A 21,298-nucleotide genomic window follows, 5' to 3' on the forward strand; every position below is an offset into this window, starting at 1 on the left:
CTATCTTTGACTTACCCCATTATATTTTAATAATTTATATAAATAACTTGCTTCCCGCTCATGATTTGGTATTTTAGTTTCGCGAGAACTAAAATACCTAAACAAAAGAATGGAACAAGATATCATCATGATTAATAATTATTCAATTCAGACAATCGTTTACATACAATGTAATTATTAGTCTATTTCTATAGCACTAAATCCAAACTTTTAGCACAATCTTATAAACCCTTTTTCCTCAGTTCTTCTATCGATTTACTTGAATTACCATGACTTTATTTTACCATGTTTAATTATTTGATTCTACATTATTTCCTAAGTTGGGCTTTTTTGAGCGTGAAATGTAATTAATATTAATTTTTATCAATAAATTACTCTCTTAGACTTTTTATTTTCAGAAAATCAAATAATGACTATGAAAATTTACAACACAAGAACTAATTATTAACAATAATTAGTTCTTGTGTAAAAACGAAATTATCAATACTAGTATTTAAATATACATTATCATATTTTTCATTCAAAATATCTTTAACAGTTTTTAAGCCTATTCCTCTATTGACGCCTTTTGTTGAAAAATTTTTCTCGTATATTTTATGAATAGATGCAGTATTTTCCGGGCAAGAATTTTTTATAATAAATGTAGTACTATTATTATTTTTATATACTAAAAATTCAATAAATTTGTTATCGCATAATATCGCAGCTTCTATAGCATTATCAAAAATAATTCCAGTAATTCTACAGATATCTATTAAGTATATTGATAATCCATTAACATCGTCCACAATCTCTATTTTGACTTTTATGTTTTTTGATTGAGCCTTAATAATTTTAGAAGAAAGTAGTCCTTTCAACGAATCAATTTTTATATGCATAAGTGATGTATAAGATCGATTCTTTTCCAATATTTTTTTACTTTCAGGCATTAATTCTTTATAATAGAATTCCTTCAACCCTTTTATATTTTCTGACTCAATATATGCCCCTATTGTTTGGAATATATTAATTTGGTCATGTCTAAAACTTCTTAAGTCATTTGAAAGATTTTCTAAATTTATAGTATATTCTTTAAGATGGGCCAATTCCTTTTCTCTGTAATCCCATTCTAAATCTTTTTTAATACTTTCGTTATTTGTATGAGTTAATATTAATATCACAATAAAATAGCTAATTATCAAAAAAAGGTTTAATGAAATAAAAAATTTATTAGGCTTATTAAATATCATTTTTAATGATAAAGAATAAGAATATATAGAAATAAGTGATATTACTACAGTAGAGACTAAAATAGAAATATTTTTTGATTTTATATTCAAAAAATTTTTAACATAGTTATTTTTTAAAACTTTACATGAAAATTTACTTAGAAAATAACATACTATTAAGATTAATAAAGCTGTTAATAATTTAATTTTAGGATTATTTAGTATATCACAATATTTAATTTTTAAAATAAAAACTAAGATAACCCCAGTAACAGCATCACCAAAAGCAAAAATCAATTGTATAAAAATAGAAATTAATAGAGCATAGTATACTTTTTTAAAAAGTATATATAAATATATACTCATTATTATTGTTGTAATAGGAATTATCAACTTGTTTTCATTATAATTATTCAATAATACAATTATAGAAAATAAAACACTATTAATAACTAAAAAGTTTTTTTTAGTTATATCCATATAACTTATATTAATCATAATAATACCAAAATTTAATGCAATAATAAATATATATAATAACTCCATTATCATATTAAACATTTTTTAATTAATCCTTTTAGATATAATGCTGAACTATAACAGATTTCATCATTTATCATATAGATAGTTTTATTTTTTTTATCAAAAAACTTAATTTTGGTGGTATTAACTATATAAGATCTGTGACATTTATAAAAATATGATGGTAATTTAGCTTCTAGATCCTTCATTTTTCCATAGAACTCAAAATGGCCATTAGTCGTATGGCCCCTTAATTTATGACCAATATCTGCTGTTTCAAAGAATAGGATTTCATTAAATAGAAAGTTTTCAATCCTATTCACTAGATTTATTGAAATGACTTCTTTTTCTTTAACATTAACATTTTTATAATTATTGTAGGCTCCACTTAAGCATTCTGAAATGCTGCTTTTAAGAGCCTCATCATCAAATTTTAAGATATAATCAAAAGCTCGTACTTTATATTTAAATGTTAAAAATGATAACTCAGCATGTGAAGTTATAAAAACAATATATCCTTTTGTATCATAATTTCTTATCTCTTTTGCAAGGTCTATTCCATTTGATTTAGTGCCTAAATCTACATCTAAAAAGTAAATAAAGCTTTTTTCTATGTTGTTCTTAAGATGATTAACTACATCTTTAGAATTATCAGCTGATAAAACTATCTTTAAATCAAGCTTTAAATCTATTAATTTATTTTTTATAATACATTCAATCTTTTCCCTTTGCATCTCATTATCTTCACAAATAATTATATCAAGCATTTTAGCACCACCTTAATAAGAATTCAAACTAAAACTTATAATAATATGACAATTTACATTATTATTATACCATTTCCAACAAAAAAACACTACATTGCTAATTAGTTACATGAGCTATGCCCGCGGTGGTTTTTATGAGCGAATTTAATCCTCCTATGGCATTTTTAGTTTTTATATTATTCTATATACACGACATTTCGAATAGATTAAAATAGAGGAATGAATGTAATGACGTTTTCCTCTAAAATTAACTAAGGAGATGTTGCTTTGAAAAACAAATCTATACTATTATTTTGTATAATTATTTCCATAAGCTTTATTTCGCAGGGTTGTAGCAAAAAAGCTGAATCTATTGCTACGCCAAAGCAATCAAACCCTAAAAAAACAGAATCAGCTGTAAAGACCTCACAAAAGTACTTCTCTCCTTATACGGGTGAAGCGGTAAAAAAAGAACTATTAGATAATATTGCTGTGCTTGTGGTAGTAGAAAACTCAGTAGCTGCAAGACCTCAATCGGGTTTGAATGCTGCGGATATAGTTTATGAGACCATGGCTGAAGGTGGCACACCTAGATTCATTGCATTATTTCAAAAAAACAATGCTGAAAAGGTTGGACCAATTAGAAGTGCCAGGCCTTACTTCTTAGATATTTCAAAAGAATATAACCTGCCCTTTGCTCATTGTGGTGGAAGTTCGGAAGCTCTTGTTAAAATAAAAAATGAAAACTTGATGAGTATGAATGAAATGACACATGCTTCTACTTATTGGAGAGATTCGCTGCGAAAGGCTCCTCATAATCTTTATACCTCCACAGAAAAATTAAGAGAACTTGTTAAAAGAAAAGATTTTGTCAAAGCTCCTACTGTAAAATTAAAATTTGACAAAGGCTATTGGGATAACGCTAAATCACCGAAAGCTATAGATGTACTTTTAAAAATAAACAAAAATTACAACACTGGTTACAATTATAAGGATGGCCTTTACCTCAAAAGCATGGATGGAAAATCATCAACTAATAAAGAGAATAAGCTTCCACTAGCATTTAAAACCATAGTGGTGCAAATCACCTCCATTAAAAAACAAGCAGATGGACAACATTTAGACATTTCTCTTGTAGGTAAGGGGGATGGTTATGTTATTAGTAATGGTAAATTTATAAAAATGCATTGGGCTAAAAAAGATGCCACTTCGCAAACACTTCTAACTGATGAGGGTGGTAATAATTTGCCATTAAATCCTGGAAAAACTTGCTGGAACATTGTAGATAAAAATACCATTGTAGATATTAATTAAATTATAAGGTTAGGCGAAAAAAAGACTTGCCTCGTATAATGAGACAAGTCTTTTTGTTGTATTTCGATTAAGCTTTTTGAATTTTTCCATCAATTTCTTCCTGATTAATTGTTTCTACAATATATTCCTCATCAAAATATTCTTCATCAATATCTTCTTCAACAATATCATTACAAACCTCAGCTTTAGTTAAGCATATTAAACATTTTGAAACTTTTTTGTTTACTACACCCACTCCTAATAGAAGAAATGCGATACCTCCATATATTGCAACTGGTTCAAATATTCCTGGCAACAATTGTGATGGCACTAACGCATCCCTTACAGTAGCGGCAGAATAACCCTGAGCTACAGCTTGATTAAAGTTAGTTCTATATAAGAAAACATTATTAACTAATAATGCAACTCCCATAATTACAACAACTGAAGCGACAACATACAAAGTAATTGAAATAGCAGATTTTCCTGATTTTTTAGACGCATTTTTTGCTTTGATTTTCATAGTAATTCGTCCCCATTTCCGCCATTAAAGGCTATATTATAATTTCGTTTTAATACTGATATTATTTTTCAGCACTTCTGCTTCTTTTAATAATAGTAACAAATAATTGTTGCATTTAAGTGTCAATATTGTGAACAATTTATAACTAGGGTTTCCAAGTTTTAAACCCATCCTCCATTAATAATACATCTAAGTGTTTTGAAAGAGATTTCCACTCACTTTTTAAACAATGATATGCTTCTTTACCGTCATCACTTAAAACGTAAAACTTACGTGGGCGACTAAAACAAACTCGATTTGTACTACAAAAACAAAATATAAAATGTTTAAAACATAAATAGCCTATATTCGGCCCCTATAAAAGACCATATAGCCAGTAATGGTACTATTATCTAGCATATGTTCCATTTTTATCCGTATATCACCTATACCCCAATATTGACAGACCTGTCACATTTATTCTCAATTTATGGAGTTTTGTAAACAGACAATCCTATGATACCATATAGGTTGTTAGTTTTAATTAATAAAATTTGACTGACATTCTATTATTTTATTGAGGAGAGGTTATATGTTAGAGTTTAGGAATATAAGGAAGGTTTTCAAGGGCAAAACCGTAATTAACGACATTAGTTTTACTGTAAATAAGGGAGAATTTGTAGTTATAGTAGGACAAAGTGGTTGCGGTAAAACCACAACCTTAAAATTGATTAATAGGTTAATTTCACCAACATCAGGGAGCATACACTTGGATGGTAAAAATATATTAAAGGGTGATACAATTAAGCTACGACGGAATATGGGGTATGTCATACAGCAAACAGGACTTTTACCACATATGACTGTAGGAGAGAATATTGGAATAATACCAATGCTGGAAAAATGGCCAGAAGATAAAATACTTGACCGAACAACTGAACTTTTAAAGATGGTAGGAATGAAGGCAGAAGAGTATGTTGATAGATATCCATGTGAATTAAGTGGAGGTCAGCAACAAAGAATTGGGGTAGCAAGGGCCTGGGCAACAAATCCAGATGTAATTCTTATGGACGAGCCTTTTAGTGCCTTAGATCCAATTACGAGAAATCAGCTTCAAGATGAATTGTTTAATCTTCAGCAAGAGTCTAAAAAGACAATAGTTTTCGTAACTCATGATATGGATGAAGCCCTTAAGCTCGGTGATAGAATTTGTATTATGAAGGACGGAAACATTGTTCAGTATGATACTCCAGAAGAAATTTTAAATAATCCTGCTAATGATTTCGTTAAAGAATTTATAGGTAAAAATAGAATATGGCAGCAACCAGGGTTTATAAAAGCTAGGGATATTATGATTACAGAGCCAATTACAACTAGTGGCAACAGAACAGTAGTCCAAGCTTTAGAAATCATGAAGGCAAACAAAGTGGACAGCTTGTTAATTATTAATAAAGAAGATAAGCTGGAAGGAATCATTACAATAAAAGATATTATAAGGAATTATATAGGTTCTATAAAGGTAAATACTATTATGGGCACAGAAATTAAAACCGTTAATTTAGATGACTCTTTAATAGATATATTAAATCTAATGAATGAACTTAAAATTGGATATGTTCCAGTTGTAGATGACAGTTCTAAATTAGTTGGATTAATTACTGAGAGTAGCTTGTTGATTGTTTTAAGCAATCAGTATATTAACCAGGAGGATGATGAATAATGGGCATATTAAATGGAATAGTTAGTTTTAAAGACTTTGTAGTTTCAAGGCAGAGTCAAATAATAGATTTAACACTTCAACATATTGAATTAACCGTATTTGCTGTGGTTATAGCCATAATTATTGGAATCCCTTTAGGTATATTAATATCTAGAGTTAAGAAGTTATCGGGGCCCGTTATAGGTCTTGCGAATTTAATACAAGCAATACCTAGTTTAGCTTTATTAGGGTTTTTAATACCAATACTTGGAATAGGTAGTACGCCAGCAATACTTATGGTATTTTTATATTCACTACTTCCTATTATAAAAAATACCTATACTGGACTTATGAATATAAATCCAGATGTAATCGAGTCATCTAAAGGCATGGGTATGACAAATAAACAAGTACTTAAATTAGTTCAATTACCACTTGCGTTCCCAGTAATTATGACTGGTATAAGAATATCAGCAGTTACTGCTGTTGGACTTATGACAATTGCAGCATTTATAGGTGCAGGCGGACTTGGATATATGGTATTCTCAGGTGTGCAAACGGTAGATAATAATATGATTCTAGCTGGAGCAATTCCTGCATGTTTATTAGCACTGTTAATGGACTCTATTGTAGAGAAAATTGAACAAGGGGTAACACCTCCAGGAATCAGAAAAGCAGATGGAACAATTAAACTGTCTAAGAGAAAAAAACACAAGTTTAGTAAAACGCAAAAAATCATAGCTAGTAGTTTAGCTATGATACTGATAGCTAGCGGTGTGTATATGTCCACTAAAAAGACTGACACTATTGTTGTAGGTTGTTACAACAGTTCCGAACAAATTATATTAGGTAATATACTAGCAACACTAATAGAAAAAAATACAGATATCAAAGTAGAGACACATTTAAATTTAGGAGGATCAGGCCTCGCTTATTCTGCATTAAAAACTGGTGAAATAGACATGTACCCTGAGTATACTGGAATGAGTTTAGTCGGTATTATGAAGAGGTCCCCAATTAATGATCCAGCTAAAGCTTATAAAATTGTAAGTGATTATTACATTAAAAACTACGGTATAACTTGGCTAAACCCCCTTGGTTTTAATGATACTTATACATTGTCGGTAGGACAAGACACTGCTAAAAAATACAATCTAGAGACCATTTCAGACCTTGCAAAAGTAGGAGGCGAGCTTAATCTCGGTGCTACATTAGAATTTTGCAATAGAGCAGATGGTTATTCAGGATTAACTAAAGTATATAATTTGAAATTTAAAAGTGCTAGCGCGATTGATGGAGGACTTCGGTATACAGCCTTAGACAATAAAAAAGTAGATGCTATAGATGCTTTTAAAACTGAAGGGTTATTAAAGTCATATAACCTTAAGGTTTTAAAAGATGATAAAAACTTCTTCCCAAATTATGATTGTGTACCCATAGTTAGTAGTAAAACTCTTGAAAAACATCCAGAACTTAAACCTTTAATTAATAAATTAGGCGGCAAGATTACGAAAGAAAAAATGATAGACTTAAATTATAAAGTTGATAAGCTTTCCGAAGAACCAGCAAAGGTTGCCGAAGACTTTTTAAGGGAAAATAAATTGATTAAGTAGTATATAAAGTTATAGAATATCTTTTATAAGAAGAGGTATAGCAAAATTTTGCTATACCTCTTCTTATAAAAGATTATTTAGACATGAAGTTTTTACCACGGTGCATATCAATTTCCTCTACCTTTATTACTTTGAGTGAATCGCTAGCATCTTTTTCTAACGCTAATTTTCCGTACTTATTTACTTCATTTTTATCTCGTGAACCATGTTTAAGGGATGCTGCTCCACCTATGCATCCACCAGAACAAGCCATTCCTTCTATGAAATTGCCGTTTGATCTATTAAATTTCAATAATTTCAAGGCTTTATCACATTCAATAAGGCCGTCACAGCTAATAGGTTTAAACTCAACTGAAACATTTTCAGCATCAACTAAGTGTTTTACTGCTTCGGTAAGACCACCAGCTTTAGCAAAAATCCTTCCATAATAAGAAGCATTATTCAAAGGAAGTTCTTCACACTCTTGAAGATCTATTTCAAATGCCTCAAGCATTGCCTGAAGTTCTTCAAAAGTCATTACATAATCAGTAATGCCTTTTATATCTGATTGCTTTATTTCCATTTTTTTAGCCGTACAAGGTCCAATAAATACAACTTTAGCTAAAGGATCTGTATTTTTAATGAGCTTAGAAATTGCTATCATCGGAGAAACTGTGCTTGATACATGTTTACCGAGCTCTGGGTAATTTTTCTTAATATATGAAACAAAAGCTGGGCAACAAGAGCTTGTCATAGTTTTGAGCTCCTCGATAGTTTCTATAAATTCTTTTGTTTCATTTTGAACTACCATATCTGCACCAATAGCTGCTTCTACGACATCATAAAAGCCCATTTTTTTTATACCTGAAAGTACTTGACCAATCTTAACATCGGTAAATTGACTAGCGATTGCAGGCGCAACGACAGCATATACATGCATATTTTTATCTTCTTTTGATTCTATTAATGTATTAGTAATATCTACTACTGATGATTTATCCATAATCGCACCAAAAGGGCATTGATAAACACAAGCACCGCATTGTATACATTTATCATTATCTATTACTGCTTTTTTATCTTCATCAATACTTAATGCGCCTGCACTGCAAGCTCTACGACATGGTCTCATAACATCAGAAATTGCGTTGTACGGGCAAGCAGCTTCACATTTGCCACATTCAATACATTTTTCTGTATCAATGTAAGATCTACGATTTATAGAGTGAATTGCATCCACAGGGCATACTTGAATGCATTTGTGTGTTAAACAACCTCTACAAGCTTCGGTAACCGTGAATCGTTGTATGGGACATTCATCACAAGCAATACTTATTACTTCAATAACATTTTTGTTTTTTTTACATCCGCCCATTACAAGTTTTATTCTTTCCCCAATAATTGCCCTTTCCTTATGAATACAACAACGAGTTCTTGCTTTAGGGCCCGGAACAAGAACCTTAAATAGATTTCTACCTTCTTTTTTTAGAGTTCCTTTAATCGCAAGTTTAACTACCTCTGTTATTACCTCATATTTTATAAGTTGTATATCATTATCAAAATGCTTCAAATTTATCACTTCTCCTATTTTTATAATGTAAAGTATGAATATCAAATTGTAGACACTTTTAAAAACGTGTAAAAGATATTCAATTCCTATTATCGAGAATATATATATGTATTGTTCCTAATAATTGGTTTTAGTTACATTAAAATAATATCACTATGTTAAGAAATCAGCAAGTGGGCCCCTCAAGTACCCACAATACCTTTCCTTGACAAAACACCATTGTTATAATAAGTTCTAAACTTCTGGTTTATTTTTTATTAATTCCAATATACATTCTATATCCATAAATTTAAAATATAATTCTATAGTAAGCTCATCTAATACAACTAATACAACTACATCATATTCATAATTTTGTTTAATCCTAATTTTTTCTGAGTGCTTAGCAAGTTAAATTTAAACGTAATATGAAATATGTAATGAAATTGTAATAATTCTGTAATCTTTTAAATTAGAATAAGTAGTATTATAAATGTATAGATACGACAACATTTTACATATGAGATGATAATATTGCAAATTTTGGACAAGTTGTATTTAATTGTAATTTTATTCAGTGTTTATTATTTGCAAATAAGCTGTTAAGGAAGTGTTAAATAAGTGTTAAATATTAATGAAACAAAGAGACTTAATAAAAGAACTATAAAAATAAATTTATTATCTGGCTGCATTTTTTTAATTTTAATAGGTGCTCTCATAATAGGTAAAAATTTTCTTAAAGAAGAAGTTAAAGCTGAACCAGTTACTGCTACAAATAATAATGCATTACAGCATAATAATGAAACCATCAATAAACCACCAAAAAATTATACCGTAAATAAAGAAGGACAAAAGTACATTTATGATGCTACAAAGGTAAATGCCATAGTAAATTACAAAGAAAAAAATGATGGTAAGAAGATAGCATTTCTTACCTTTGATGATGGTCCATCTACCACTGTAACCCCCCAAATACTAGATATTCTAAAAGAGTATGACGTTAAAGCAACATTTTTTTTGATTGGAGAAAATATAGAAGAGAATGAAAAAAGTAAAGAACTTGTAAAGCGTGAATTTAATGAAGGACATGCAATAGGCAATCACACTTATTGTCATAGCCTGAATGTGTTGTTTCCTAACAACAAAATTAATATACCTGTTTTCATGAATGATGTAAAAAAAACCGAGGACGCTTTAAAAAATATTCTTGGCCAGGATTTTAATACAAATATTTTAAGGGTGCCAGGAGGATATATGTCCAGGACATATTATAAAGATCCAACTTTACCAGAGTTTGATACAATATTAAAGAAAAAAAACATGGTCAGTATAGATTGGAATGCTCAAATTAAAGACGCGGAAGGTAAGCGCAATAAAAGTCCAGAAGAGTTCCTTAGCATATTAAAGGAAGAGGTTGGAACAAAAGAAAAAGTAATTATATTGATGCATGATACTTATGGTAAAATAGGAACTGCTAATGCATTACCTCAAATTATAGAATATTTAAAGGGTCAAGGATATGAATTTAAAACAATAAAATAAGTGCTAACGCGACTAGTCGCGTTAGCACTTATTTTACTTTTTTTTGCCAATCATCCACATAACTACCCGTAGCCCAATGGGCCATTACTGGCAGCTCTCCTGATTTAAACTTCAAAGTTAATGATTTTTCTCCAAGGTTATATCCTTTTATAGTAAAAACCATTAATTCTGTATTGGTTAGAACAACAACAAAGTCTCTATTAGGTGAGGAATAAGCATCCACTGCACTAGGAACCTTTGTTTTTATTACGTTAAAAGAAGGAAATAAATTATCATATGTAGTTAATGATTTAGGTGTAGCATAAGGAATATCAAAATCTATAAATGAATTCTTACTATTTATTTTCGTTTCCATTCTTCCCCTTAGTATCCATCGTCCACTCCTTCTTATTACACCCCAATTAGTATCCACTTTTTTTAGATTTTCATCTTTAATGTTTTTAGGTGCGTTTAAAAGTGTACCTGCCAAAGTAGACTTTTCTATTTCCCTTCCCAGTATGCTTGTAAGTTTTATGGATTCTCCCAATAGATTATCCATAGGAAGAATTTTAAGCTGATTATTAGTGTATTTATTTTCTGAATAATTATTATTTACATCCTCTAAAGTATCAATTGAAACATAATTGCTACCTACAAATTTAATAGCCATACTACCTTCCGCTTTGGTATACTTTATTTGTTTTGAATTTGTATTTATCGGTTTAGTCGGATTAATTGGATTAATTGGATAAGACCAAAGTACATCCTTAGCATCTCCATTTTCTATTTTCTTACTTATCCCTACCTTCCAAAATCCATCTTGCCTTGGAAGTAGCAAATCTTTAGTTTCCACAATGGGTAGAATTTTATCATTTACCGAACTAATCATTAAGGTTTTATATAAATATTTGCTAAGCCCATCTTCCGCTTTAGGGTTTTCATACCTTAGTCCAAGTAATAATCCTGACTTAGATCTTATTTCTTTTTCTGCCTTACTGATTAAAATTTTTGTGTTATCTTCTTTATCTTTATCATATGAATGCGTAGTACTAGAATCTTTTACTTTATGAAAATATAATAAAATGCCCTCATAATTTTTTATTAAAGTTACCTCATCCAACTTTATGTATTCATCGTAAAAAATATTATTGGAGTTAATGGTTATAATTTGCACATCATCATTTTGTATTCCTAAACTTTTAGCACTTATTTTTACAGTATTCCAAAAATAGTTTTTAGTATTCACGGACTTAACTTTATATTGAGGATTATTAGAAATGTCACCATTAAAGTCAACTGTATCTTCACTAAAATAAGCACTCTTTCCAATTAATTCTTTTGCCTTTTTATCATCTATTGTAGCTCCACCAATAGAAACATATTTTTCTACTGTCCAGCTTCCTCCTATAGGAGACACCTTGAGTTTTTTATGTAATCCCTGAGAGTTTAAATTTAATCCTACATACTGACTCCATATAAAAATTATAATAGAAAATAAAACAAAAAATAAACATAACGCCTTTTTCACTGCGAGCCACCTCTTATATATTTAAATTTTATTATTTCTTATGCCAACGGTAAGAATATTCTAACATCTGTACCCATGCCGTGTTCACTTGAAATCTCAAGTTTACCATTGTGCATTTCTACGATTTCTTTACAAAGAGAAAGTCCTATTCCATTTTGTGACATACTTGTTCTGCCTTTGAAAAATTTTTCTGTGACTTTAGGCAAATCCGCCGGTGAAATTCCTATTCCATCGTCCTTTATAATAATGCAAATATTATTACCGGCAATGCATGCTTCGAGTGTTACATTGCCCCCTTTTTTTGTAAAATTAAAGGCGTTATCTAAAACGTTAATAATAACTTGATTCACCCTTTTTTCATCTGCAAAAACTGGAGATAAAGCTTCTTGTATTTTAACAGTAAAATTAATATTGTGACGTATTGACTTGGGCATAAACTGTTTTTCTATATAGGCTATAATGCTTTGAATATTTACATATTCTTTTGTAAGTGGTACTTTTCCAGATATAAATTTAGAAAAGTCCAACAGTTCTTCCACCATTCCTGTAAGTTTATCGCTTTCCTTTTCTATGATGCTAAGTCCATCTAGGATTTCTTCCTTATCTTCTAAACTACCAGAACTAATAGTTGCAGCCCAACCTTTTATAGATGTCAACGGAGTTCTAAGTTCATGAGAAACCGACGCAATAAATTCATTTTTCAACTTTTGATTTTTTTCAATTTCTTCAGCCATAAAATTAAATGTATCGGATAGTTCTCCAATCTCATCATTTCTTATTTTTTCTAGTCTTTCATTGAAGTTTCCAGACGCAAATTTCTTAGCTAGGTTTTTTATTTCCTCTAAGGGTTCCACAATAGTATTAGATATAAATATACTAGAAACACCAGAAATCACAATTACAAGAGCCCCAACTCCTAAGAAAAGAAATGTTATTTTACGAATCAGTGCATCTACCTCAGATAATGAAGTAACAAAACGCAGTACACCCTCTATTTTATTAGAGGATTTTAAGGGGTATGAAACGTACATAAAATTTTCTTTTGTATACTTATCTTTCTTAGTAAAGGTTCCAAGTCCCCCCATCAATGCCTTTTTTACATCATCATCTTCAATAGGTTTCTCATTAAAATTACCAATTGAATCCATTAGCATCATTCCTGAGTTATCAATAATTTGGACCTCAGCAGAGGTGTTTTTCCAAAAAATATCAGCATTATTCTCCACATTTTCCTTTAAACTTGATGAAGAAAAATAATTATTATAAAAATCAACAGACCCCTTAATTTGGCTCGAAAGCAAAGACTCCATGTTTTTGTAGTAATATTTCTCTATAGAAACCGTAAGAAAAACTTCTAAGGTAATTACCGTAAAAAAAATCACTAATAGATAACTCCAAACAAGTCTGGCTTTTATTCCTCTCAAAATATCACCTCTTTTTCCATCTATATCCAACGCCCCATACTGTTTCTATATATTTGGGCTTAGAAGGAGTATCTTCAATTTTTTCTCTAAGACGTCGTATGTTAACATCTACAATTTTAGAGTCTCCAAAGTATTCATAATTCCATACTAAGTTTAATAAATCATCTCTACTAAAAGCTTTTTCCTCATTTTCCATGAAGGCCTTCAGAATCAAGTATTCTTTAGGAGTTAAATCTAGAAGCTGGCGATTTTTATATACCTTCATTGAAACAGTATCTATGATGAAGCACCCAGATATTAATCGCTCAGGATTTTTCTCTTCACTATGACTCATTCGTCTAAGTAGAGAATTTGCTCTGGCAATAAGTTCTAAAGGATTAAATGGTTTTACCATATAATCATCAGCACCATACTCAAGGCCCATTATTTTATCCATATCTTGTCCTCTAGCAGTAAGCATGATAATACCCAAATTCGGAAAATCAGCCCTTAACAATTCACAGGTTTTAAACCCATCCATACCAGGAAGTGTTATATCTAAGATTATTAAATCTGGTCGCTCCTGGTGGACTTTTTCTAAACCTTCCTCTCCAGATACAGCTTCAAGCACTAAAAAGTTATTTCTTTGGAAATTAATTTTAATAAACCCTCTAATAGATTCCTCATCTTCTATAATGAGCACTTTTTTTTCCATAATTTCACCTCTTACAATGAAAGCAATATTCTACTACAATCTGCTTTACATATTATTAGCTTTAATTATAACATAATGCAGCTATGAAATATTATAAGTAATAATATTCTAATTGCTTTGTAATGCTCCTCCATCGCAATCTTTATTGCTGTGATTTTTGGACTAGATCATCTTATGCTTCGCTCTGCAATCGGATCAGCCTTAGCATTATTTAGATTTATTACAATTAAAACAAACTGGTTCAACTCAAAACAGTTTATACGTCAAAAATAGAGTAACCCTATAATAATTAAGAACTAAACCACTTAAAACGGCGGTACTTGCCTGCGCACATTTCTAGAAATTTAGTTCTTTTCTTAAAATTAACTCCTAACTTTGAAAAAGCGAAACATTTAGAATTTAAGGTAGATGTATAATGTGCTCTGAAAAAAGCACTTAATCATATTAAGTGCTTTTGTTTAAATTATTTAATTTTTCTTAATAATGACCATGAAGTATTGGACTAGGCAAAGAATTTTAGAGTTTCTACTCTTTTATTATATATGGTACAGTAAGCACTGCTACATTTCTATTTTTATATAGCATACTCTTTATAAAATATGCTGTTTGGTTATGAAGTAAATTATGCCACCACTTAGTAATGACATATTGTGATATTACAACTGTCACAGTTTCTCCATGTTTTGAAGCACGTTCTTCAGATTCTATAAAATTCATTAATGGTTTCATTATGTCTCTATAGGAGGAATATTTTATTATTAATGGAATCCCAGGATTATACTCTTCCCATTTTCTTTCTAATTTTTCAGTAGCTTCAGCATCAGTTGATACATGAAATGCAACTACATTTTGTGATAGGCATCTAGCACAGTTTAATGCCTTTAAAAATGATTTATTTAATGCTCCTACAAGTATTATTACATGTTGTTGGTTATTCGTTGTCACTCCTTCATTAGGTCTTTGTTCTAATGATAATTTAAGTTGTTGCGCTATCTTATTATAATGTTGCTTAATCTTAACCATAAGATAAACAAGTAAAGGTATTACAATACAAACTATCCAGGCTCCGTGGAAAAACTTTGTTATACCTATGAGTATTACTGTAATAAAAGTTACAACTGCACCTAATCCATTTATAAATTCCTTATGTTTCCATCCCAGAGTTCTACTTCTTTTCCACTTTAAGAACATTCCAACCTGCGAAAGTGTAAAAGATAAAAATACGCCTACTGCATATAAAGGGAGAAGCAAATGAGTATCAGCTTTAAATAAAATAATTAACATAGCAGCAGCTGCCCCTAATACTATTATTCCATTTGAAAAGCTTAGTCTCTTTCCTCTTTGAGAAAATTGCCTTGGAGCATATCCATCCTTTGCCATTATAGAGAGTAACAGTGGTAGACCTGCATAGGCTGTATTTGCAGCCATTACTAAAATTAACGCAGTGGTAACTTGCATAGTGTAAAACATAATGCTTTTTCCGAAAACTTGTTGAGCAATTTGAGCAAATACTGTCACATCTGCAATAGGTACTGGCCGATAAATTATTGCTAGGAAAGATAACCCACCAAAAATAAAAAGAACTAAAAAAGCCAATAAACTCAAAACAGCTTTTGCATTTTTTTGTGATGGTGCTTTAAAATTAGGTATACCATTACTTACCGCTTCAACCCCTGATAATGCAGTACAGCCTGAAGCAAACGCTTTAAGAAACAGGAACAATGTAATATCACCTGCTGCTTGTGGCACTGAATACATAGGTGCTGGTGAATATCCAAAAATGTAATGCTTAACAATACCGGTTACAATAAGCACTACACATGAAACTATAAATAAGTATGTTGGAACTCCAAAAAGTTTAGATGATTCCTTCACTCCTCTTAGGTTACCTATTGTTATAAAGAATAACATTGCAAGAGCTATAGCTACTTTAAGAGGAAGCAAGGATGGCATCGCTGAGGTTATTGCAGCCGTTCCAGCACATATACTAACAGCAACTGTCAGTACATAATCTATGGAAAGCGCTGCACCAGCAGTAAGCCCAGGGATTGTACCAAGATTATCCTTTGCGACTATATATGATCCACCACCACATGGGTAGCTATCAATAGTTTGCCTATAAGAAAAAACAAGTATAAATAATAGTACGACAATACACAACGCAGCATAAAACATATATCTATATGCTATAATACCTATAACACTAATTAACACAATTAAAATTTCTTCCCCTGCATATGCAACTGAAGAAACGGCATCACTAGATAATATAGGAAGTCCCCAAAAAACATTTAATTTTTCTCCTTCTAATTCTTCTGTTTTTAGTGTCTTCCCTATTAGTAGTTCTCTTAATTTTGAAAACATAATTACACCTCTATTATAGAATTTTTCATTTATTTATTTATTTATTATATAGTATTGATTCAAAGACTTCAATTTTGTATTCTTTCATTTAAGCTAAAATAAAAACAAATCCGCGACTAAATTGACAAAACTATTACATTTTAATCCCCATCCGCTTATATCCTTACTATATGTACGTTTTAGATGGAATTGTAATTGTTTCAATATTACATCTTATTAGTCTATATTTAAATTCCTAAAAATATTCTAACTTATTTTTAAATCTTCTATGTTTCCACATAGAACAATAATTTCATTGCATCCCCCCCTCTTTAATTAATTTAGCTTCAATTAGAAAGAGGTATAGCAAAATCCTGCTATACCTCTTTCTTTGTAACTCCTATATATAATCCTTAAAAAATAGGATGTCTGTTTAAACAAATGTCCTATTATAATTTTTATTTCATTATCAAATTATCTTTTAATATCACTCTTAGTAAATATTTTTGTTAAATATGTTATAAAAAATCCAAAAATTATAAATCCTACTGGCCCACCATAATTCTTTAATATTGGAACTATTGCTTCTTTGAAACTTGTAGCTCCTGCAATATCTCCCCAGCCAGCGCCAAAGAATGCTAATACACCTAATACGAAAACAATAGTTGAAGATGTAACTACAGCCGCTTTTGATTTTAACATTACAAATGGAGGTACATTACCTTTAAGCCTAAATACTAAATATGCAGCTGCAAGAACAATATAAGGTATTGCAAGACATAAACCGGATAATGTAGTTAATGTGTTAAAAAAAGTATCTATTGAATTCAATCCTATTAGTGGTACTATTATTAATGCTGATAGGATTCCACATTGAACCCAAAGTGCATTAACTAGTGTTCCATCTTCACGTTTCTTAGTTAAAAATTTAGGAAAGGTGCCACTCGGAACCTCTGAGAACATAGCCCTAATTGGAGATTCTAACCAGACCACAAATGCGGCTATAGACGATACAGTTAAAATAAAAGCATATATTTGAACAAATATTTTACCATTTAAACCCCAGGCTTCTGCTAATATCTTATAAACAACATAACCTGCATCCTTAACACCAGCTTTGGTTATTAATTCAGGTGATGCAACTAAGCATATTGCAAGTGATCCTAGTACATATGCTCCAGCTATAAATGTAGTTGCTATAAGAACAGCCTTTGGGAAAACTTTTTTAGGATTTGCAACATCTTTAATATAAGTCCCTGCCACCTCAGCCCCTGCAACAGCGAGAATCAGCCACGAGAAAGTTGAAAAATAGTCAGCATCAAACTTGGGAATAAGTGTTGTTTTTGTGAAAGTTGTAGCTGATGGTTGCTTACCAACTAATGCTCCAACAACTGCAAATAATATAAATATAACTGTAACTGCTAAAGTTAGTTTTCCACCTAAATCACTGATTTTCGAGAATCTTTTAACTCCAGTTGTAGCTATATACGTTAATACCACTGCTAGTCCCAATCCTATCCAAGGTAACAAATATGCATTGGCATCGTTAAATCTATTTTCACCAAAAAGAGTCCATGATACCATGACTGGTATTCTGGCAAAAACCATTTGCAAATAGAATAAATTAGCAACAAAGTATGACCAGGTACCTATAAACGCCCATCTTGGACCAATTGAACATTCTATCCAGGTGTATAAACCTCCTTCTTTGTCTTTATTAGAAGAAGCTAACTCTGCTATCATTATTGATAAAGGTAGAAAGAATAATAGAGCAACTATAAGCCATGATGGAATAGCTGCCGGTCCGAGTGCCACTGCATTTGAAGCAATATTCCCAAATCCAAATGTTGGAACAAAAATTAACATTACCAAAGTCCATAAGCCAAGTTTTTTTGTATCATTCATAATTTACCTCCCTAATTTTAGAGGTTAGTGCAATCACTAGCCTTGCTTTATACAATTATACCAATATTAGTAACCTATAATCAACTACTACTTTCACTTATAAACCAATTGTTTGATTTTATTGTAAAAAATGCACCTCTATAGTCCTCAAAATACGATAATAGCAGCCATAATGGCCTCTGTCTTAGTCTTAGTCTTATAAATCATAATGTAATTCTTTACGCTAAATAAACTTTATGTTATATTTACTTTAGTTTAACATGTTCATTAACGGTACATAGATACCCTACATATATATAAATAAGAAAAACAATTAACTCAAATATGGGGAATATTTTTAATATTTTTCCAGAAAGACAAATTTAATTTTAAGGGGTGATATCGTGATAAATAATAATAGGTCTATAGGAGTTATTGATTCAGGAATAGGAGGTTTATCAGTTGTTAAAGAACTTCAACTTCTCCTGCCTTATGAGAATATAATGTATTTTGGAGATAATAAAAATGTACCATACGGGAACAAAACAGTAGGCGAGATTACGGGTTTAACAAAACGTATGATTGATTTTCTAATTAGTAAAAACGTAAAGGTGATAGCAATTGCTTGTAATACAATATCCAGTATAATAGAACTATTTAGTATGGATTATGACATTAAAATAATTGGTATTATTAATCCTGTTATTGATACTATAAGTAAAAGTACAGACAAAGATGCTGTTGGTTTAATAGCTACATGTTTTACAGTAAATACTCATTGTTATAATAAAGCTTTATTAAAAGTTAATAGTAAAATACAAATTATATCAGAAGGGAGTGCAGAACTAGCAGAAATCATTGATAGTTCCGATTATAAATCTGAGGCTGTAAAGTGTATAGTAAAAAATCATATCGGAACTATTATTACTAAAGAAAATGTTGATACTATTATTTTAGGATGCACTCATTACCCACTAATAATGGATATATTTAAGGAATGTTATCCCAATATAAACTTTATAAATCCTGCTTTACAACAATGTGCTGAGTTAAAGCAGTATTTACAAGAAAATAATATTATTAATAATGATAAGACTAACGGTTCATTTGAGATTTATACAACAGGCGATATTAAAAAGTATGAAAAAGGTGTGGATTTATTAGCACTAAGAAATCCTGACAATATCATAAATTATATTGAAGAGAATTAATTATATAATAGAAAATAAAACAGGCAAGTTCCTTAGGATCTTGCCTGTTTTTAATGTACCTTATAAAAAATTTGAAATTTTATAACTTCCATCACTGTTATCTTCACTCTCATCCTTCTTTGTTCTCACCTTACTCACACTTTCTAATGACTCAATATCAGAGTGTTTTTTAAGAACTCGATCTTTTATACTATGACTTTCTGCTATATTATTTAGCACCGCTATCGCATTATCTTTTTGGATTTTATCACGATCTTCATTATAATGTATATTATTATTGTGTGACATAAAAAAACCTCCTCTTTTTTTAAAATTCCATACTCTTATTTTAGGCTTTTTGCCTTGTTGTAATACTATGAAATTCTTGGGATTTATATGAACTTGATAATGAAATAATGGTTATTGCTAAAAAATTATAACCTGAAAAAATCCGTAGAAATCAATCTACGGGTTATCCTCTATTTTTTTCTTTGCTTTTTTTTTGTAGCTTTTACCTGCTTTTTTTTATTTTTATTTTTATTCATCTTGTTAATTCCTAGCATATATTGCGACTTAGACTCAATACTCTCTCTAGGAAAACATCTCCAACACCCTAACTCTTCTATAGTATCCTTAAGAAATGAATACCCTTCCTCTTTTAACTTTGGAAATTTTTCTTTATCATGGATTTTAATAGCCCCATCCACTTCTTCTAAAGAAATGCACTCCTCATCTATTAGTCCATCTTTATAAGCCTTTTTTATGTGTTCATATAATTCACTAGGACCCGCTTCACAAGAATCATATATAAGTTCATTCCAAACTTGTGAAAATTCCCGTTCAAGTTTCTCTTCAAATAAACTTTTGTAATATTCAATAACTTCACTTTGTGATATAACTCCTTCGCCCAGAAGTACAATAAAGGATTTAATCGCAGCACTTCTAACATATTCATTAACACTGCTATCTTCTACTAATCTTTTTATAGGGTCCATATCACTTCCACAAACCGATGCTAAAATTTTGTGTAAATCCTCTGTAAGAAAATCACCAAAAATATCGTCTGAAATTTCATTTGGTAAACTAATTAAATCTATAATCGGCTCAATACTTTGCTTTTCCTTAAACTGTGCTAACAAGAAAATGGCATATATATGCGCAAAATAATTAGGTTTTTCTAAAATCTCTCTATAATTTTCTTTGGCATTTTTTAATATCTCAAGTAATTCAGGTATGAACTCTTCTTTGTGGTTTATTATTTCCTTTAATTGTGCTTCTGGAAATTTCCCATTATTATATTCAATTTCTTTAAGTAATTCATTCATAAAATAAAACTCCTTCTTCATTTGATTCGTTACTAATGTATTATCTTATAATTTCTTTATAATATCAATGCTTTTTATATTTTCAAGGTCTCTCTATCACCAAGTACATTTTCACTTCCCCTAATAACTTGGATAAAGGCATCAGCAATCTCTTTATCGAACTGATTACCGCTAGATCTACTAATCTCATCAATAGCGTCTTTATAAGTTTTACTTTTATTGTAAGGTCTGCACTACGAAAAAAATAATGAGGTCAGTAAAACTGACCTCATTTCTTT

16 protein-coding genes are annotated in these 21,298 nt (G+C 30.3%); 5 read left to right on the plus strand and 11 right to left on the minus strand.

The genetic code is table 11. The annotated features are described in order from the left end of the window. Window positions 1–437: 437 nt before the first annotated feature. On the minus strand, window positions 438–1,769 hold the full coding sequence (locus KTC94_RS08355; protein WP_220320275.1) for a GHKL domain-containing protein: 1,332 nt from the start codon (window positions 1,767–1,769) through the stop codon (window positions 438–440). Then, on the minus strand, window positions 1,757–2,497 hold the full coding sequence (locus KTC94_RS08360) for a LytTR family DNA-binding domain-containing protein (RefSeq protein WP_216303218.1): 741 nt from the start codon (window positions 2,495–2,497) through the stop codon (window positions 1,757–1,759). Before KTC94_RS08360 ends, KTC94_RS08355 begins: the two co-directional genes overlap by 13 nt. Window positions 2,498–2,764: 267 nt before the next feature. Between KTC94_RS08360 and KTC94_RS08365 the strand changes: the two genes are divergently transcribed. Beyond that, window positions 2,765–3,790, plus strand: a complete 1,026-nt coding sequence (locus tag KTC94_RS08365) for a DUF3048 domain-containing protein (protein ID WP_220286769.1) — start codon at window positions 2,765–2,767, stop codon at window positions 3,788–3,790. Between the two features lie 67 nt (window positions 3,791–3,857). Here the strand turns inward: KTC94_RS08365 and KTC94_RS08370 are convergent, their stop codons facing one another. Further along, window positions 3,858–4,292 (minus strand): hypothetical protein, encoded by a 435-nt coding sequence (locus tag KTC94_RS08370; protein WP_258876443.1) that lies wholly within the window; start codon window positions 4,290–4,292, stop codon window positions 3,858–3,860. Window positions 4,293–4,863: 571 nt separating this feature from the next. Between KTC94_RS08370 and KTC94_RS08375 the strand changes: the two genes are divergently transcribed. Together KTC94_RS08375 and KTC94_RS08380 are read left to right on the plus strand one after the other, a co-directional pair. Then, window positions 4,864–5,991, plus strand: a complete 1,128-nt coding sequence (locus KTC94_RS08375) for an ABC transporter ATP-binding protein (RefSeq protein ID WP_165413311.1) — start codon at window positions 4,864–4,866, stop codon at window positions 5,989–5,991. Beyond that, a complete protein-coding gene (locus tag KTC94_RS08380; RefSeq protein WP_220320276.1) occupies window positions 5,991–7,583 on the plus strand; it encodes a glycine betaine ABC transporter substrate-binding protein in 1,593 nt (530 codons plus the stop codon). Before KTC94_RS08375 ends, KTC94_RS08380 begins: the two co-directional genes overlap by 1 nt. Before the next feature lie 73 nt (window positions 7,584–7,656). Here the strand turns inward: KTC94_RS08380 and KTC94_RS08385 are convergent, their stop codons facing one another. After that, the gene (locus KTC94_RS08385; protein ID WP_220320277.1) at window positions 7,657–9,132 is read right to left on the minus strand and encodes a 4Fe-4S dicluster domain-containing protein; all 1,476 of its coding nucleotides are present in this window, start codon (window positions 9,130–9,132) and stop codon (window positions 7,657–7,659) included. A 600-nt stretch (window positions 9,133–9,732) separates the two neighbouring features. Here KTC94_RS08385 and KTC94_RS08390 point away from each other — a divergent pair. Next, window positions 9,733–10,653, plus strand: a complete 921-nt coding sequence (locus tag KTC94_RS08390) for a polysaccharide deacetylase family protein (protein ID WP_220320278.1) — start codon at window positions 9,733–9,735, stop codon at window positions 10,651–10,653. A gap of 28 nt (window positions 10,654–10,681) precedes the next feature. On the opposite strand, the gene KTC94_RS08395 is transcribed toward KTC94_RS08390, so the two are convergent. The 5 genes from KTC94_RS08395 to KTC94_RS08415 form a co-directional block, all read right to left on the minus strand. Beyond that, entirely contained in the window at window positions 10,682–12,160 is a 1,479-nt protein-coding gene (locus KTC94_RS08395; protein WP_220320279.1) for a hypothetical protein, read from the minus strand. Between the two features lie 38 nt (window positions 12,161–12,198). Beyond that, on the minus strand, window positions 12,199–13,584 hold the full coding sequence (locus KTC94_RS08400) for an ATP-binding protein (protein WP_216303223.1): 1,386 nt from the start codon (window positions 13,582–13,584) through the stop codon (window positions 12,199–12,201). A gap of 4 nt (window positions 13,585–13,588) precedes the next feature. Then, window positions 13,589–14,278, minus strand: coding sequence for a response regulator transcription factor (locus KTC94_RS08405; RefSeq protein ID WP_165413305.1), 690 nt, complete (start codon window positions 14,276–14,278; stop codon window positions 13,589–13,591). A gap of 525 nt (window positions 14,279–14,803) precedes the next feature. Next, window positions 14,804–16,642, minus strand: a complete 1,839-nt coding sequence (locus tag KTC94_RS08410; protein WP_220320280.1) for an APC family permease — start codon at window positions 16,640–16,642, stop codon at window positions 14,804–14,806. Window positions 16,643–17,095: 453 nt separating this feature from the next. Beyond that, on the minus strand, window positions 17,096–18,526 hold the full coding sequence (locus tag KTC94_RS08415) for an amino acid permease (RefSeq protein ID WP_216303225.1): 1,431 nt from the start codon (window positions 18,524–18,526) through the stop codon (window positions 17,096–17,098). A 383-nt stretch (window positions 18,527–18,909) separates the two neighbouring features. On the opposite strand from KTC94_RS08415, the gene murI reads away from it, so the two are divergent. Next, window positions 18,910–19,716 (plus strand): glutamate racemase, encoded by an 807-nt coding sequence (gene murI / locus KTC94_RS08420; protein ID WP_220286775.1) that lies wholly within the window; start codon window positions 18,910–18,912, stop codon window positions 19,714–19,716. A gap of 60 nt (window positions 19,717–19,776) precedes the next feature. On the opposite strand, the gene KTC94_RS08425 is transcribed toward murI, so the two are convergent. Continuing rightward, the gene (locus KTC94_RS08425; RefSeq protein ID WP_220320281.1) at window positions 19,777–20,004 is read right to left on the minus strand and encodes a hypothetical protein; all 228 of its coding nucleotides are present in this window, start codon (window positions 20,002–20,004) and stop codon (window positions 19,777–19,779) included. A gap of 170 nt (window positions 20,005–20,174) precedes the next feature. Next, a complete protein-coding gene (locus KTC94_RS08430) occupies window positions 20,175–21,020 on the minus strand; it encodes a DUF1186 domain-containing protein (RefSeq protein ID WP_220320282.1) in 846 nt (281 codons plus the stop codon). Window positions 21,021–21,298 lie beyond the last annotated feature (278 nt).

Origin of the sequence: Clostridium sp. CM028 (assembly GCF_030585565.1) — a bacterium.
GTDB classification, from domain to species: domain Bacteria; phylum Bacillota; class Clostridia; order Clostridiales; family Clostridiaceae; genus Clostridium_AD; species Clostridium_AD estertheticum_B.

Coding starts and splice junctions, on each gene's coding strand:
- KTC94_RS08355 (WP_220320275.1), bottom strand. CDS start 1,769: ATGTTTAATATGATAATGGAGTTATTATATATATTTATTATTGCATTA.
- KTC94_RS08360 (WP_216303218.1), bottom strand. CDS start 2,497: ATGCTTGATATAATTATTTGTGAAGATAATGAGATGCAAAGGGAAAAG.
- KTC94_RS08370 (WP_258876443.1), bottom strand. CDS start 4,292: ATGAAAATCAAAGCAAAAAATGCGTCTAAAAAATCAGGAAAATCTGCT.
- KTC94_RS08375 (WP_165413311.1), top strand. CDS start 4,864: ATGTTAGAGTTTAGGAATATAAGGAAGGTTTTCAAGGGCAAAACCGTA.
- KTC94_RS08380 (WP_220320276.1), top strand. CDS start 5,991: ATGGGCATATTAAATGGAATAGTTAGTTTTAAAGACTTTGTAGTTTCA.
- KTC94_RS08405 (WP_165413305.1), bottom strand. CDS start 14,278: ATGGAAAAAAAAGTGCTCATTATAGAAGATGAGGAATCTATTAGAGGG.
- KTC94_RS08410 (WP_220320280.1), bottom strand. CDS start 16,642: ATGTTTTCAAAATTAAGAGAACTACTAATAGGGAAGACACTAAAAACA.
- KTC94_RS08415 (WP_216303225.1), bottom strand. CDS start 18,526: ATGAATGATACAAAAAAACTTGGCTTATGGACTTTGGTAATGTTAATT.
- KTC94_RS08425 (WP_220320281.1), bottom strand. CDS start 20,004: ATGTCACACAATAATAATATACATTATAATGAAGATCGTGATAAAATC.
- KTC94_RS08430 (WP_220320282.1), bottom strand. CDS start 21,020: ATGAATGAATTACTTAAAGAAATTGAATATAATAATGGGAAATTTCCA.